This is a genomic window from Bradyrhizobium sp. USDA 4473, from assembly GCF_054063335.1.
The window spans coordinates 2,126,804-2,142,147 of record NZ_JBSSGE010000001.1; the positions used below are offsets into that span (position 1 = coordinate 2,126,804).

Below are 15,344 nucleotides of genomic sequence, written 5' to 3' on the forward strand. Positions count from 1 at the left end.
GCGCTGCACACTTTTCCGGATCATGCTCTAGCCACGGATCATTTCAGTGGGATGGTTGACCTTCTCGATCGTGTTGCTCTGTCTCTTGATCTCGGCGTTCTTCGCGGCGAGTGAGACGGCGCTGACCGGCGCCTCGCGCGCCAGCATGCTGCGGCTGTCGAAGCAGGGCAACACCGATGCCGGAGTGGTCTCGAAACTGTTCAACATGCGCGAGCGGATGATCGGCGCGCTGCTGCTCGGCAACAACATTGCCAATATCGGCGCCTCGGCGCTGGCAACGGGCGTGTTCACCGCCTGGTTCGGCGATGTCGGCGTGCTCTATGCCACCGCTGTGATGACTGTAATGGTCGTGGTATTCGCCGAGGTGCTGCCCAAGACCATCGCGATCAACGCGCCCGACCGCATCTCGCTCTTGGTCGCGCGGCCGATGCGGCTGACGATCTTCGTGCTGGGGCCGTTGCTCACCATCATCGAGGCCATCGTGCTGGCGCTGATGAAGCTGCTCGGCATCAAGGTCGGCGCGCATCAGGCGGTGCTGTCGCCGACCGAACGTCTGCGCGGCGCGGTCGATCTCTTGCATCACGAGGGCAAGGTCGAGAAGCAGGACCGCGACATGCTCGGAGGTTTGCTGGACCTCAGCGAGTTGCAGGTCTCCGACGTGATGGTCCATCGCACCGAGATGACCATGGTCAACGCCGACCTGCCGCCCGAGGAGCTGGTGCGCGAGGTGCTGGCCAGCGAATACACCCGCATCCCGCTATGGCGGGAGAAGCCCGAGAACATCGTCGGCGTGTTGCACGCCAAGGACCTGCTGCGCGCGATCCGCGCCAATGAGGGCGACATGTCCGCGATCGATGCCTCGGCGATCGCGCTGCCGCCCTGGTTCGTGCCGGAGATGCGCCCGGTCTCCGAGCAGCTGAAGGCGTTCCGCCGCCGCAAGACCCACTTCGCCCTCGTGGTCGACGAGTATGGCGAGGTCGAAGGCATGGTGACGCTGGAGGACATCCTGGAGGAGATCGTCGGCGACATCTCCGACGAGCACGACATCGTCGTCGCCGGTGTCCGCGCCCAGCCGGACGGCTCGGTCGTGGTCGACGGCTCGGTGCCGATCCGCGACCTCAACCGCGCGATGGACTGGCGCCTGCCGGACGAGGAGGCGACCACGGTCGCCGGCCTCGTGATTCACGAGGCGCGCTCGATCCCGGAGCGCGGCCAGAGCTTCACCTTCCACGGCTTCCGCTTCCGCGTGCTCCGCCGCGAGCGCAACCGCATCACCGCGCTGCGCATCACAGCCGTGCCGCGCGAGGCCGAGCTGGAGGAGAAGAAGCCGAAGCGGGCAGGGACAGCGTTCTAGGCGGGTACAGCACACGCAAGCCTCTCTCCGTCACCCTGAGAGCTTGTGACGGATTCGGCTCCTGCGGAGTTTTTGGCGGCTGTTCGTCGCAGCAATTGGCAGGTTTGAGTTCGAGTTCGGCGATGACCCGTTGTTTAGGCTCTGGAGAGGCGGTTGCCTTGCAGGATGTTGTTGACGAGGGCGTACCAGAGCACGACGGCACGGACCTTTTCGATGCCGCGCACGGTCAATTGCCGCAGGTCCCAATTGCGCCAGCGGGCATGGATGCACTCGCAGATCGACCGGGACCTGTATCGGGCCTTGCCCTCTTTGCTCGCCATTCGCGCACGCCAGGCCAACACCCCCGGACCGTCGCCGCGCCGCGGTAGATAGGGATCGGTACCGTGCTTGGATTGAGTGGGCGGACAAAAGATATCGATGCCCTCGGCATAGGCCCATTCGATGTCCTCGGCACTGCCAAAGCCGCCATCGACGAGATGGTCCTTGGGCAACCCTCCGGGCCGCGCACGCTGCCGCTCCAGCATGGGACGCATCAGGCCGCGATCGGATCCGATGTTGCAAATTCTGGTGTCGACGACGATCTGCTCGCCGGCCACGCTCGTCACCTGCACGTTGTAGGCGGGGCGGAAGCCGCCGTTCGCCATCTTCATGACCCGTGCATAGGCGTCCGTCGTGGAGGCCCGCGGCTCCTTCGGCGTCTTGCCGTTGCCGCGACTTTCTTCGCGCTCCTTGCGCTGCTGCTTGATCTCGGCGAGCGCCGTCTGCGCCGCCTTCACCCGCGCGCTGCGTTCCCGCGCGGCCCGCTCCTTGGCTGCCCGGGCACGCTTATTGCTGGCGTCCGAGCGTGTGTCGACCTCGCGCTTGAGGTCTTCCACCACGGCCTCAGCCTGCGCCAAATGCTTATCCAGCGTCGCCTCGCGCCGGAACGAGGCCGCCCCGGCGCTGGCCCGGACCCGCATGCCATCCTGCGCCAAGGTCTCCAGATCGACGAGACCGGCCTTTGCCAACGCTGCCAGATGCTCACTGAGCAGTCGGTCAAGCAGATCGGCGTTGCCGACCCGGAAGTCCGCCAGCAGGTGATAGTTCACCGACACCCCGCCGCACAGCCAGCGATAGGCATCGTGGCTCTCGCACAGCCGCTCCAACGCCCGCGCGCTGCCAACGCCTTCGCTGGCGGCATAGAGCCACAGCGCCAGCAAAAGCCGGGGCGAGGTCGCGGGGTGACCGGGACGATCGCCGCGAGCCTTGATCCGGTCCTCCAACTCACTCAGATCAAGCTCTTCGACATAAGACCAGATCAGCCGCACCGGATGGTCTTCCCCGATCAGGCTCTCAATATCAACCGCTCGCAGCGCAATCTGGTCGCGCTGGGGCTCACGCAGCCGCGGAGCGCCGGGCAAGCCCGCTTCGACTGATGGCTTCGCCTGCTCCGGCAGGTCCCCAAACAACTCATCGGCAGCCAACATCACCTCCCGCGAATCCATCATCGCCAGAGAATCACACCGCGCCGGCTTTCGGCTATAATGCTCGCTGAAACCCCAAAAAAATCACACCCTCTGAGGAGCCGCGCAGCGGCGTCTCGAAGGGTCGACGGCCCGGCTGGTGGCCGTGCATCCTTCGAGACGCCGCTTCGCGGCTCCTCAGGATGACGGGTTGAACGAAGCCGTCGGCCTACTCGATATCGATCGAGATGCCCGACAGCTTCCACGCGCCGTCGGAGGGGATGAAGCCGAGCTGGTACTTCACCTGCTTGGGCCTGGTGTCGAAATGGCCTTTCAGCCGCAACACGCCCTTGTCGTCGATCTTGGCGTCCTCATCGAGCGTGATCGGCTTGGCGACCACGGCGTCGAACACCGCGTGCTTGTCGACCAGGTCCTTGAAGATGGTCTTCAGCTTGTCCGGCGAAAACTGGTCGCGGAACGGTTTCGATATCTTGGCGTGGAATACGGTGAAATTGTTGGCGGCCACCGCATCGTTGAGCGACACCAGGATGCTCTTGATCAGCACCTCCTGGACGAACGGGCTCGGCATATCCAGCGCCGAGGCCGGGCGCATCGCACAGATCAGGAGCAGGCCGGCAGCGGTGACGATCGACCGGAAACGTGGCCAGCAAGGGATCATCAACGGCCCCATATCATGCGTGGCGACCCGTGGTTTCCCTGCTCGCATCGGGAGCAGGTCCATCGCCGGAGGTATCATCCTCATAACGGAAAACCGCTGCTTCGTCTTGCGGCAAGCGCGAGCTAGCGCGGCTTTTCCCCGGGGCCGTGGGCATGGATCGCCAGCGCATGCACCGAGCCGGCGAGTTCCGGCGCCAGCGTCGCATTTATCATGCGATGGCGTTCGATCCGGCTCTTCCCTTCGAAGGCCGGAGACACAATATATACCCTGAAATGCGTCTCCCCGCCTGGCCTGTGGCCGGCGTGGCCTTCATGCAGATGTGACTCATCGACGACGTCGAGGCTTTCCGGCAAGAAAGCTTCACGCAACTTGTTTATGATAGCGTCTTTGGTGCTCATGGCGGCGGAGTTAGGTTCGCGACGGCTTTTCGTCAATGGTGCTAGCGGGAAACGAGGTCTGCGCAATGTCAAGACTTGAAGATTTGTGCATTGCGTAGTCAAAGAGAACATGCCGATCGATTCATCAAAATTCTTCGACTCCATTCGCATCAAGCCGACCAAGGTGAGTGCGAAGCGCCAGGCGCAGGCCGGCGAGCAGGCCGTGACCTGCGAGTGGGCGGGTTGCCAGAACAAGGGTGCGCACCGCGCCCCGAAGGGCCGCGAGAATTCGCGCGAGTATTGGCACTTCTGTCTCGACCATGTCCGCGAATACAACCAGTCCTATAACTTCTTCCAGGGCATGAATCCTGACGACGTCGCGCGCTACCAGAAGGACGCGCTGACCGGTCATCGGCCGACCTGGAAGATGGGCGCCAACAACGGCAAGAAGGAGAGCGGTCTCGATGCCGCCTCCGATCCGTTCCACGTGTTCTCCGAACTCAACGGCCGCGGCCGTTGGCGGCCCGGCCCGGGCGGCGCGGAGCCCAAGCCCGAGACCCGCAAGGTCATGAACGCCGAGCGCAAGGCACTGATGGTGATGGGGCTCGGTGCCGGCGCGACGCTGGACGACGTCAAGTCGAAGTACAAGGCGCTGGTCAAGCAGCACCACCCCGACGCCAATGGCGGCGACCGCTCCACCGAGGATCGCCTGATCGAGATCATCAAGGCGTATAATTATCTGAAGACCGTGGTGCGCGAGGCGTAAGCCATCACCGTCGTCGCCCCTGTGAGTGGGTGGCTCCGCCGTCGTCCAACGGTGCGGTTTTGTAGCCCGGATGAAGCGAAGCGTAATCCGGGACCCCTCTAACCGCGGTCACACCGCTCCCGGATTTCGCTGCGCTCCATCCGGGCTACGGTTCGCGGTTGGCTCTCAGCCCTTCGGCACCGCCCCGACATAGGACGAACTCGGCCGGATCAGGCGGCCGGTGCGGCGCTGCTCCAGCGCGTGCGCGGTCCAGCCGGCGGCGCGGGCCACCGCGAAGATCGGCGTGAACGCCTGCCGCGGGATTTCCAGCCCGTCGAGCAGGATCGCGGTGAAGAACTCGACATTGGTCTCCAGCGGCCGCTCCGGATTCTTCTTCTGCAGCGCCTCGCGGATATAGGCCTCGACCTCTGCTGCAAACGGCAGGTCGGCGCCGTTTGCCTCGAGGCGTTCGATCGCGACCTTGAGCACGTCGGCGCGCGGGTCGCGCACGCGGTAGACGCGATGGCCGAAGCCCATCAACCGTTCGCCATGCGCCAGTGCGCCGTCGACCCAGGGCTTGATTCGCTCGCGTGTGCCGATCGCATCCAGCATCTCCAGCACCGGCTCCGGCGCGCCGCCATGCAGCGGGCCGGTCAGCGCGCAATAGCCGCCGGTGATGGCCGCGAACAGATCGGCCTGGGTCGATGCGATCACCCGTGTCGTGAAGGTCGACGCATTCATGCCGTGATCGCAGACCGTGACGAGATAGGCGTCAAGCGCTGTGATCTCGCGCGGCGCGGCCTTGCGGCCCAGCAGCATGTGCAGCGTGTCGGCGGCGTGGCTGACATTCGGATCGGGCGCGATCGGGGCGTGTCCCTTGGCTTGCTGCACCAGCGCACCCGCGATCACCGGGAAGGCGCCGACAATGGTCGCCTTGTGCTCCAGCCCGTTCTCGCTGCGCAGGCCGGCGATCGCGGCGCGGAAGCCGTCGACAATAGACATGCCGCGGGTCGCCGGCAGCAGGTCCGGCAGGCGAGCGAAGGCGCGTTCGCGGGCGGCGCCGAGGCTTGAGCGGACATTGGCCTCGCTCAGCGACTTGCCGGTGGCGCCGTTCCACAGCCGCGCCGTGACGGCCTCGAAGCTCGACGTGCCGGCGAGGCTCGCGACGTGCTCGCCGGCGATGATCAATTCGCCGCGCTCGCCGTCGACATGGCTCAACACGGTCTCGGCGGCGGGAACGCCGTCCAGACCGATCTGGCTCTTGGTGACAATCATGTTCATGACCCGATCTCCTTGCTTCACGCCTCGAAGGTCGGGCCTCTCGACGAGTTGATCAATCTTGATTATATAAATCAATATGAAAAAATCCGCCGAGCTCTACCTCTCCGCCCGCGAGGCCGCCGCCGAGCTCGCGATCTCGCCGGCGACCCTCTACGCCTATGTCAGTCGTGGCCTGATCCGCTCCGAGCCGTCGCCGGATTCGCGCAGCCACCGCTACCGCGCCGAGGACATCAGGGGCCTGAAGGAACGCCGCGTGCCGTCGCCGGAGCCGCGCGGCTTTCGCAATTTCGATGCCGATTTGCCGGTGATGGATTCGGCGATCGCGACCATCACCGAGCAGGGCCCGATCTATCGCGGCGTGAACTGCGTCGATCTTGCCGAGCGGGATACGCTGGAGCACACCGCGACGCTGCTCTGGGATGTCACCGACGTCGATCCGTTTGCCTCGGACAATTGTCCGCATGTCTCGGACGAGATGCGCTTGATCGCCGAGGCCGCGCGCCGCGCCCAGCCGATCGACCGCACGGTGGCCGTGCTGGCGCTGGCGGCGAGTGCCGATCCCGGCGCCTTCACCCGCGCGCCCGACGGCCGCGCGATGGTCGGCGGCCGCATCTTGCGGCTCTTGGTCGCGACCATGCTGAACGCCGCGCCATCGGCGGACCCGCTCCACGAGCAGGTGGCTCGGGTCTGGACGCCCGACAACAAGCACGCACCGGATCTGATTCGCCGCGCGCTGGTGCTGCTCGCCGATCACGAATTGAATGCCTCGACCTTCACCGCGCGCTGCGCGGCGTCGACCGGACTCAATCTGTATGACGCCGTGATCGCAGGTCTCGTTGCGCTGAAGGGGCCGATGCATGGTGGCGCCGGCGTGCTCGCCTCGCGCCTGGTCAGGACGATGATCGACAATGACGTTGCGCCGGTGGTTCGCGAGCGGGTCGCGCTCGGCGAGCGCTTCGCCGGCTTCGGACACGGCGTCTACAAGAAGGGCGATCCGCGCGCGATCTCGCTGCTCGAAGCGCTGACGCGGGCCGGCGCGCCGCGCAAATTCACCAGGGAGGTGCCGGAGCGGATCGCGGAGGCGACTGGCGAATTCGTCAACATCGACTATGCGCTGGCGGTACTGGTGCAAGCCCTGCGGATGCCCGCAGGCAGCGAGCTCGCGCTGTTTGCGATGGCTCGCAATGTCGGCTGGATTGCGCATGCCAGCGAGCAGCTTCAACTCGGCAAGCTGATCAGGCCCCGCGCGCGCTATGTCGGACCGGCACCCGGGCGGGCCGCTTCGACCAATAGTATCTAGAGCATGATCCGGAAAAGTGGAGGCCGGTTTTCCGAGCAGATCATGCTCAAATAAAAGCTATTCTGCCGGCTTGGACGGTTCGATCAGGCCGCCGCCGTGGCGGCGGCGAATGGTCCAGATCGCAAGCGCCAGGATGACCGCGCCGCCGGCGACCGCAAACATCCAGAGATGCTTGCCGACATGTTGATGATGCGGCAGGCCGGCATAGTCGTGCAGCGCAGTGACCGCGAGCACGCCGGGCAGCACATGCGCCGGCGCCCAGAGCAGGATTGCGGGGATGTTGACGGCGTAGAAGCGCTGAGGCGGCATGTCGAGCGCGCCGGCGGTGATCGGCACGAAGGCGCGAATCGGCGGCACGAACCGGGCGAAGAATACCGCGAGCACCCCCCAGCGGTTGAAGAAGGCCTCGCTCTGCGCGACCACCCGCGGATAGTTGGAGAGCGGCCAGGCGGAGAGGATCTCGCGCTGGCTGCGGTAGCCGATCAGATAGGCGGTGCCGTCGCCGAGCATGGCGCCGCAGGCCGCGGCGGCCAGAACTGGCACCAGCTTCAATTCGCCGCCCGGCACCAGCGCGCTCAGCGCCAGGATGATGGTCGAACCTGGCACCAGCGAGCCGACCACCGGGACAGCTTCCAGCAGGGCGGCCAGAAACAGCGTCAGATAGGCGAGCCAGGCATGGGCCGAGACGAAGGCGATCAGGGGGTCAAGGAATGAAGTCACAAAAATCCCATGCGGCGGTGATAAAACGGCTTCGAGAGCTAACAACTCCCCGCCGGGCTGAAAAGTGCCCGGCAGGGCAGGCCGCCGTGGCGCTGCGGCGAAAGTACGGCGGGATTTGCAGGGCAGCCTTCCAAAAATCGAGTTTCGTTCCTATCTTTATGATAGACCAATGAAACTTTGATTTGCCCGCGGGCTTCTGCCAGCCGTTGCTCTCTGCTAGGCTTGTGCGCAGCACCCCATCCGCAGCCAAATGACCTACAATCTGGTTTCGGGAATGCCCGGGACCTCGGAGGATGAATGACGACCGCCGTCCAGACCAAAGAACAAGAACCCGTCGGCTTGCCCGACATGAAGGTGTCGGTCCGGCAGGTCTTCGGGATCGATAGCGATCTGGAAGTTCCGGCCTATTCGGAAGTCGACCCGCATGTGCCGGAGACCGATCCGGACTATCGCTTCGACCGCGCCACCACGCTCGCGATCCTCGCCGGCTTCGCCAAGAACCGCCGGGTGATGGTCACCGGCTATCACGGCACCGGCAAGTCGACCCACATCGAGCAGGTTGCGGCCCGCCTCAACTGGCCCTGCGTCCGCGTCAACCTCGACAGCCACATCAGCCGTATCGATCTGGTCGGCAAGGACGCCATCGTGGTCAAGGAAGGCAAGCAGGTCACCGAATTCCGTGACGGCATCCTGCCCTGGGCGCTGCAGCACAACATCGCGCTGGTGTTCGACGAATACGACGCCGGCCGCCCGGACGTGATGTTCGTGATCCAGCGCGTGCTGGAAGTCTCGGGCCGCCTGACGCTGCTCGACCAGAACAAGGTGATCAAGCCGCATCCGGCGTTCCGCCTGTTCTCGACCGCCAACACGGTCGGCCTCGGCGACACCTCGGGCCTCTATCACGGCACCCAGCAGATCAACCAGGGCCAGATGGACCGCTGGTCGATCGTCACCACGCTGAACTACCTCGCCCATGACGAGGAGGTGGAGATCGTGCTGGCCAAGGCGAAGCACTATCGCACCCAGGAAGGCCGCGACATCGTCAACAAGATGGTGCGGCTCGCGGATCTCACCCGCAATGCGTTCGCCAACGGCGATTTGTCGACGGTGATGAGCCCGCGCACGGTGATCACCTGGGCCGAGAACGCCGACATCTTCAACGACATCGGCTTCGCGTTCCGCGTCACCTTCCTCAACAAGTGTGACGAGCTGGAGCGGCCGCTGGTCGCCGAGTTCTACCAGCGCTGCTTCAACGTCGAGCTGGCGGAATCCTCGGTCAACGTGGCGCTCAGCTAATCCATGCCGAACATCTCCGTCGAGCGCACAGTCACACAGACGAAGAAGGCGGTGCTCGGCGGATTGCTCCGTTACAACAACGAGAAGATGGGGAAGCAGAAGTACAAGCGCTTCGCCATCTCGCTGCGGCAAGGCGACGAGATCGTCGGCGGCATCGTCGGCGAGGTCTGGACCGCGGTGTTGTTCATCCAGTTGTTCTGGATGGAGCAGAAGTTTCGCAACAAGGGTTTTGGCGCGAAGCTGATCAAGGCGATCGAAGACGAGGCGCGGCGCTTCGGAGCGACGCGATCCTATCTGGATACGATGAGCTTCCAGGCGCCGGGCTTCTACCGCGCCAACGGATATAAAGAGTTCGGTTCGATTGAGGGGTATCCCGGCGGCGTCACGCGCCACTGGTTTACGAAATCGCTATGACAACCTCCAACATCAAATTCCGTCCCGGATCGAAGGAAGCGCCGACCGAGCCGTTCAAGCGCTCGGTGTCGGCGTGCCTGAAGGCGATCGCCAAGAAGCCGGAGCTCGAGGTCTCCTTCGCCGCCGAGCGGCCGGGGCTCGCGCCCGGCAAGGCGCGGCTGCCCGAACCGGCGCGCAAGATGACCAAGCGCGATGCCGCGATCGTGCGCGGCCACGCCGATTCGATCGCGCTCAAGATCGCCTGTCATGATCCCAAGGTGCATCGCAAGCTGATGCCGGGCAATCCGCAGGCGCGCGGCGTGTTCGAGGCGGTCGAGCAGGCGCGCGTCGAGGCGCTCGGCTCGCGCCGGATGGCGGGCGTCGCCAAGAACCTCACCGCGATGCTCGACGATCATTTCCACCGCGGCAAGTATGACGAGATCACCGACCGCGCCGATGCGCCGCTGTCGGACGCGCTGGCGATGCTGGTGCGCGAGCGCCTCACCGGCTTGGCGCCGCCCGCGGCCGCCAAGAAGATGGTCGATCTCTGGCGTCCGACGCTCGAGGACAAGATCGGCTCGCGGCTCGACAAGCTCAGCCGCTTCGCCGAGGACCAGGCGAGATTCGGCGACCTCGTCCACGATCTCTTGTCGGCGCTCGATCTCGGCGACGATCGCAACATGGATTCCGACGACGACGAGGACCAGGACGAGAACCAGGACGGCGAGAACGATCAGTCCGGCGCCGAAGGCTCGCCCGATTCCGACGCCGCGCAGGAGATGAGCGCCGACCAGGCGCAGACCACCGCTGACGAGATGAGCGAAAGCGCGATGGAGAGCGCGCAGGCCTCGACGTCGGATACGTTCGACGACGGCGAGCTCGGCGACGACGAGACGCCTGGCGAGGCGACGCGGCCGAATTCGCGCGGTCAGAACGAGCCGCGCGGTCCGGAATATCATGCATTTGCGCCGAAGTTCGACGAGGTGATCGCGGCCGAGGATCTCTGCGACCACGACGAGCTGGAACGGCTGCGCTCCTATCTCGACAAGCAGCTCGCGCATCTGCAGGGCATCGTGGCGCGGCTCGCCAACCGTCTCCAGCGCCGCCTGATGGCGCAGCAGAACCGCGCCTGGGATTTCGATCTCGAGGAAGGCATCCTCGATCCGGCGCGGCTGTCGCGCGTCGTCACCGATCCCTATCACCCGCTGTCCTTCATGCATGAGAAGGAGGCGACCTTCCGCGACACCGTGGTGACGCTGCTGCTCGACAACTCAGGCTCGATGCGCGGCCGGCCGATCACCGTTGCCGCCACCTGCGCCGACATCCTGGCGCGCACGCTGGAGCGATGTGGCGTCAAGGTCGAGATTCTGGGCTTCACCACCCGCGCCTGGAAGGGCGGCCAGTCGCGCGAGGCGTGGCTTGCCGCGGGCAAGCCGGCCAATCCCGGCCGCCTCAACGATCTCAGGCACATCATCTACAAATCGGCCGACGCACCATGGCGTCGTGCGCGGAAGAATCTCGGCCTGATGATGCGCGAAGGCCTGCTCAAGGAGAACATCGACGGCGAGGCGCTCGACTGGGCGCACAAGCGTCTGCTTGCGCGTCCCGAGCAGCGCCGCATCCTGATGATGATCTCCGACGGCGCGCCGGTGGACGATTCCACGCTGTCGGTCAATCCCGGCAATTACCTCGAGCGGCATCTGCGCCACATCATCGAGGAGATCGAGACCCGCTCGCCGGTCGAATTGATCGCGATCGGCATCGGTCATGACGTCACGCGCTACTATCGTCGCGCCGTCACCATTGTCGATGCCGAAGAGCTCGGCGGCGCGATCACCGAAAAGCTCGCCGAGCTGTTCAGCGAGACCCACGGCTCGGCGCCTGCACCGGGCAGCCGGCGCCGCCTGCACTCGTGAGACATGCGCTCACTCCCTAGCCGCCGCCATATCCTGAGAGGTGTGGCGGCGGGGCTGTCGGCCGCCGCGCTGCCGCATCTTGCCTTGGCACAGAGCGCGACCCAGCCGCCACTGACTCCGGGACCATCAGGCAGGCCGGGCCGGCATCGCGTCGACGAGCCCGTCGCGATCGAAGTCAACGCGCGGCCGTTGCCGTCGTTCGATATCCGCGATCGCGCGCGGGTCAAGTTCGGCGCGCTGGAATATCGCAGCGGTCTTATTCTGACCTCGTCATTCTCCGGCTTCGGCGGCCTCTCCGCGCTGCGGCTCGATGCCAAGGGCGAGCGCTTCATCGCGGTCAGCGACCAGGGGACCTGGTTCACCGGCCGCATCGTCTATCGCGGCCGCGACATGGCCGGGCTGGACGATGTCGAGGCTGCGCCGCTGTTAGGTGCCGACGGCAGGCCGATCACCGCGACTCGTGGCTGGTACGATTCGGAATCGCTCGCGCTCGACGGCTCGTTTGCCTATGTCGGGCTCGAGCGGGTCAACCAGGTGCTGCGCTACGATTTCGCCAAGGGGTTTACCCGCTCGCGCGGCGAGGTGGTGCCGCTGCCGCCGGCGGCGCGCAAGCTTCCCAACAACAAGGGGCTGGAGGCGCTGGTCTTCGTACCCAAGGCCTTGTCGAAGGCCCAGCCGTTGGCAGGCACGCTGATCGCGTTCTCGGAGCGCGGGCTCGACGCGAGCGGCAATTTGATCGCCTTTCTGGTCGGCGGCAGAACGCCGGGCCAGTTCAGCGTTCGTCGCACCGAGAATTTCGATATCAGCGACGCGGTGTTGCTGCCGTCAGGCGATCTGTTGATCCTGGAGCGGAAATTCTCCTGGCTCGGCGGCGTCGGCATCCGCATCCGCCGCCTCGCGCTGTCCGACATCGCGCCCGGCGCCGTGGTCGACGGACCTGCGATCTTCAACGCCGATCTCGGCAACGAGATCGACAACATGGAAGGCATCGACGCCCATGTCACCGACGAGGGCGAGACCGTGCTGACCTTGATCTCCGACGACAATTTCTCGCTGATCCAGCGCAACCTGCTGCTGCAGTTCACGCTGCTGGAGTGAGGTGCCGCGCCTCAAGGGGCGGCGCTATCGCATTGCTGATCTGCGTCGTAGCCTGCCCGGCGTCCCCGACAGTTGGTGATCTCGGCCGCGCCCTCTATCTTAGCCGGGTCCTTTCCCGGTCCCGGATGTCCCCGCATGAGCGCCCTGTTTTCCCCGATCGAACTGCGCAGCCTCAAGCTTTCCAACCGCATCATGGTCTCGCCGATGTGCCAGTATTCGGCCGACGATGGCTCGGCCAATGATTGGCATTTCACCCACATCAACATGCTGGCGCTGTCGGGCGCCGCGATGTTCTGCATCGAGGCCACCCATGTCGAGGATATCGGGCGGATCACGCCGGGTTGCCTCGGCCTCTATAGCGATGCCAACGAGGCGGCGCTGAAGCCGATCATGGCCTCGGTGCGCAAGCACTCGGAGGCCGCGGTCGCGATGCAGCTCGCGCATGCCGGCCGCAAGGCCTCGAGCCAGCGGCCCTGGGAGGGCGGGCAACTGATCCCGATCGCCGAGGGCGGCTGGCAGACGGTCGGGCCGTCCGCTGTCCCGCACAAGGAGAGCGAGGCGGCGCCGGTGGCGCTCGACGATGCCGGTCTGAAGCGCATTCGCGAGGCCTTTGTCGCGTCGGCGAAGCGCGCCGACCGCCTCGGCATCGACGCGCTCGAATTGCACGGCGCGCACGGTTATCTGCTGCACCAGTTCCTGTCGCCGATCGCCAACAAGCGGACCGACCGCTATGGCGGCTCGCTCGAGAACCGCATGCGCTTCCCGCTGGAAGTGTTCGACGCGGTGCGCGCCGTATTCCCGGATCACAAGCCGATCGGCATGCGGGTGTCGGCGACCGACTGGGTCGAAGGCGCCTGGGACCTCGCGCAGACCATCGAATTTGCAAAGGAATTGAAAAAGCGCGGCGTCGACTGGATGGATGTCTCGTCCGGCGGCGTCTCGCCGCTGCAGAAGATTCCGCTCGGTCCGGGCTACCAGGTGCCGGCGGCACAGGCGGTGAAGGAGGCGACCGGCGTCACCACGATGGCGGTCGGCCTGATCACGGAAGCCAGGCAGGCGGAGGAGATCGTCTCCACCGGCAAGGCCGACATGGTCGCGCTCGCCCGCGGCATGCTCTACGACCCGCGCTGGGGCTGGCATGCCGCTGCCGAGCTCGGTGGCGAGGTGAGCGCGCCGCCGCAATATTGGCGCTCGCAGCCTTCGACGCAGAAGGCGCTGTTCGGCAAGACCACGTTCGGGGCGCGCTAGGATTACTCCCTCGTCATTCCGGGATGGTGCGTCAGCACCAGACCCGGAATCTCGAGATTCCGGGTTCAATGCTGCGCATTGCCCCGGAATGACGATGTGATTCATCTGGCCATTGTCCTGCCGCAGCCGGGGCAGCTACTCTCTGCGCGCGTGCGCAAGACACGCTTCGAACAAAGAGAGGAAACCCATGGAACTCGGATATTTCGCGATGCCGTCGCATCCGCCGGAGTGCGGATTGAAGGAGGGCCACGACTGGGATCTGCAGGTGCTGCGCTGGCTCGATGAGCTCGGCTATCAGGAAGCCTGGATCGGCGAGCACCACACGGCGCCGTGGGAGCCGCATCCGTCGCCCGACCTCTTAATCGCGCAGGCGCTGCTGCAGACCAAGAACATCCGCATCGGGCCCGGCGGCTTCCTGCTGCCGTATCATCACCCGGCCGAGCTCGCCAACCGCGTCGCGATGCTCGACCATCTCTCGAACGGTCGGCTCAATTTCGGCGTCGCGGCTTCGGGGCTGCCGAGCGACTGGGCGATGTTCAATGTCGACGGCATGTCGGGCCAGAACCGCGACATGACCCGCGAGGCGCTCGAGATCATCCTGAAGATGTGGACCGAGCCGGCGCCGTGGACCCACAAGGGCAAGTTCTGGACGGTGACCAAGCCGGACACGATGTTCGATTTCCTCAAACCCCACATCAGGCCCCAGCAAGCGCCGCATCCGCCGATCGGCGTCGCAGGCCTATCGAAGAATTCCGACACGCTGAAGCTCGCCGGCGAGCGCGGCTTCATTCCGATGAGCCTCAACCTCAACCCGGCCTACGTCGGCAGCCACTGGGAGTCGGTGGAAGCCGGTGCCGCCAAGACCGGCCGCAAGCCAAGCCGCAAGGACTGGCGGATGGTGCGCGAGGTGTTCGTCGCCGACACCGACGAAGAGGCGTGGAAGCTTTCGACCGGCGACATGATGGGCCGGATGATGGGCGAGTACTTCCTGCCGCTGCTCGGCCATTTTGGTTTCAAGGATTATCTGAAAGCTTCGCCCGACGTGCCGGACAGCGACGTCACCGTCGAGTATTGCGCCCGCAACAACTGGATCGTCGGCTCGCCCGCGACGGTTACCGAGAAGATCGAGACAATCTACCGGGAGGTCGGCGGTTTCGGCGTGCTGCTGGTGTTCGGCTTCGATTACAAGCACAAGCCCGAGGCCTGGCACAACTCGCTGCGGCTGCTGAAGCACGAGGTGCTGCCGAAGCTGAAGCATCTCGATGCCTCGGTCGGCCGCGCGGCGTAGACCTGAGCGATGCGAGGCAGCGGCAACGCTGCCCCGTGCTTCAGGTTGTGGCGGGCAGTCGGCGTCGCGCACAGATGGAATACGTCGCGCGGTTCGTTACGGTTGCTGCGGCCTGCAGCAACCGCGAAGCGCCGCCTGGTCGCAGTCATGTGAGTGGCGAGCGACTATCGCGATGCTGCGAAAAGGCCTAGCCTGACAGCGGTGCAA

The 15,344-nt window shown here is 65.3% G+C and carries 14 protein-coding genes; 9 read left to right on the forward strand and 5 right to left on the reverse strand.

Annotation, left to right across the window (positions count from 1 at the left end):
* The first annotated feature begins 46 nt into the window (after nucleotides 1-46).
* Nucleotides 47-1,354, forward strand: coding sequence for an HlyC/CorC family transporter (locus ACVW17_RS09935; protein ID WP_456751714.1), 1,308 nt, complete (start codon nucleotides 47-49; stop codon nucleotides 1,352-1,354).
* Nucleotides 1,355-1,488: 134 nt separating this feature from the next.
* On the opposite strand, the gene ACVW17_RS09940 is transcribed toward ACVW17_RS09935, so the two are convergent.
* The 3 genes from ACVW17_RS09940 to ACVW17_RS09950 all read right to left on the reverse strand — a co-directional run bounded on the left by ACVW17_RS09940 (nucleotide 1,489) and on the right by ACVW17_RS09950 (nucleotide 3,873).
* The gene (locus ACVW17_RS09940) at nucleotides 1,489-2,820 is read right to left on the reverse strand and encodes an IS1182 family transposase (RefSeq protein ID WP_456756347.1); all 1,332 of its coding nucleotides are present in this window, start codon (nucleotides 2,818-2,820) and stop codon (nucleotides 1,489-1,491) included.
* A 205-nt stretch (nucleotides 2,821-3,025) separates the two neighbouring features.
* Nucleotides 3,026-3,475 carry a hypothetical protein gene (locus ACVW17_RS09945; protein WP_456751715.1) on the reverse strand — a complete coding sequence of 150 codons (450 nt, stop codon included), beginning with the start codon at nucleotides 3,473-3,475 and terminating at the stop codon, nucleotides 3,026-3,028.
* Between the two features lie 122 nt (nucleotides 3,476-3,597).
* Entirely contained in the window at nucleotides 3,598-3,873 is a 276-nt protein-coding gene (locus ACVW17_RS09950) for a BolA family protein (RefSeq protein ID WP_456751716.1), read from the reverse strand.
* Between the two features lie 109 nt (nucleotides 3,874-3,982).
* Between ACVW17_RS09950 and ACVW17_RS09955 the strand changes: the two genes are divergently transcribed.
* Entirely contained in the window at nucleotides 3,983-4,618 is a 636-nt protein-coding gene (locus ACVW17_RS09955; protein ID WP_456751717.1) for a J domain-containing protein, read from the forward strand.
* A 165-nt stretch (nucleotides 4,619-4,783) separates the two neighbouring features.
* Here the strand turns inward: ACVW17_RS09955 and ACVW17_RS09960 are convergent, their stop codons facing one another.
* Entirely contained in the window at nucleotides 4,784-5,878 is a 1,095-nt protein-coding gene (locus ACVW17_RS09960) for a citrate synthase/methylcitrate synthase (RefSeq protein WP_456797076.1), read from the reverse strand.
* A gap of 76 nt (nucleotides 5,879-5,954) precedes the next feature.
* On the opposite strand from ACVW17_RS09960, the gene ACVW17_RS09965 reads away from it, so the two are divergent.
* The gene (locus tag ACVW17_RS09965) at nucleotides 5,955-7,178 is read left to right on the forward strand and encodes a citrate/2-methylcitrate synthase (RefSeq protein WP_456751719.1); all 1,224 of its coding nucleotides are present in this window, start codon (nucleotides 5,955-5,957) and stop codon (nucleotides 7,176-7,178) included.
* A 57-nt stretch (nucleotides 7,179-7,235) separates the two neighbouring features.
* Here ACVW17_RS09965 and ACVW17_RS09970 read toward each other — a convergent pair whose 3' ends face one another.
* Nucleotides 7,236-7,898, reverse strand: a complete 663-nt coding sequence (locus ACVW17_RS09970) for a DedA family protein (RefSeq protein ID WP_456751720.1) — start codon at nucleotides 7,896-7,898, stop codon at nucleotides 7,236-7,238.
* Between the two features lie 297 nt (nucleotides 7,899-8,195).
* Between ACVW17_RS09970 and cobS the strand changes: the two genes are divergently transcribed.
* From cobS to ACVW17_RS10000, 6 genes are all read left to right on the forward strand, one after another.
* Nucleotides 8,196-9,194 carry a cobaltochelatase subunit CobS gene (cobS, locus tag ACVW17_RS09975; RefSeq protein ID WP_456751721.1) on the forward strand — a complete coding sequence of 333 codons (999 nt, stop codon included), beginning with the start codon at nucleotides 8,196-8,198 and terminating at the stop codon, nucleotides 9,192-9,194.
* Nucleotides 9,195-9,197: 3 nt separating this feature from the next.
* On the forward strand, nucleotides 9,198-9,608 hold the full coding sequence (locus ACVW17_RS09980) for a GNAT family N-acetyltransferase (RefSeq protein ID WP_456797077.1): 411 nt from the start codon (nucleotides 9,198-9,200) through the stop codon (nucleotides 9,606-9,608).
* The gene (gene cobT / locus ACVW17_RS09985) at nucleotides 9,605-11,503 is read left to right on the forward strand and encodes a cobaltochelatase subunit CobT (protein ID WP_456751723.1); all 1,899 of its coding nucleotides are present in this window, start codon (nucleotides 9,605-9,607) and stop codon (nucleotides 11,501-11,503) included. Before ACVW17_RS09980 ends, cobT begins: the two co-directional genes overlap by 4 nt.
* A 3-nt stretch (nucleotides 11,504-11,506) precedes the next feature.
* Nucleotides 11,507-12,601, forward strand: coding sequence for an esterase-like activity of phytase family protein (locus tag ACVW17_RS09990; RefSeq protein ID WP_456751724.1), 1,095 nt, complete (start codon nucleotides 11,507-11,509; stop codon nucleotides 12,599-12,601).
* Nucleotides 12,602-12,736: 135 nt separating this feature from the next.
* On the forward strand, nucleotides 12,737-13,849 hold the full coding sequence (locus ACVW17_RS09995; protein WP_456751725.1) for an NADH:flavin oxidoreductase/NADH oxidase: 1,113 nt from the start codon (nucleotides 12,737-12,739) through the stop codon (nucleotides 13,847-13,849).
* 187 nt (nucleotides 13,850-14,036) lie between these two features.
* Nucleotides 14,037-15,137 carry an LLM class flavin-dependent oxidoreductase gene (locus ACVW17_RS10000; RefSeq protein ID WP_456751726.1) on the forward strand — a complete coding sequence of 367 codons (1,101 nt, stop codon included), beginning with the start codon at nucleotides 14,037-14,039 and terminating at the stop codon, nucleotides 15,135-15,137.
* Nucleotides 15,138-15,344: the final 207 nt, after the last annotated feature.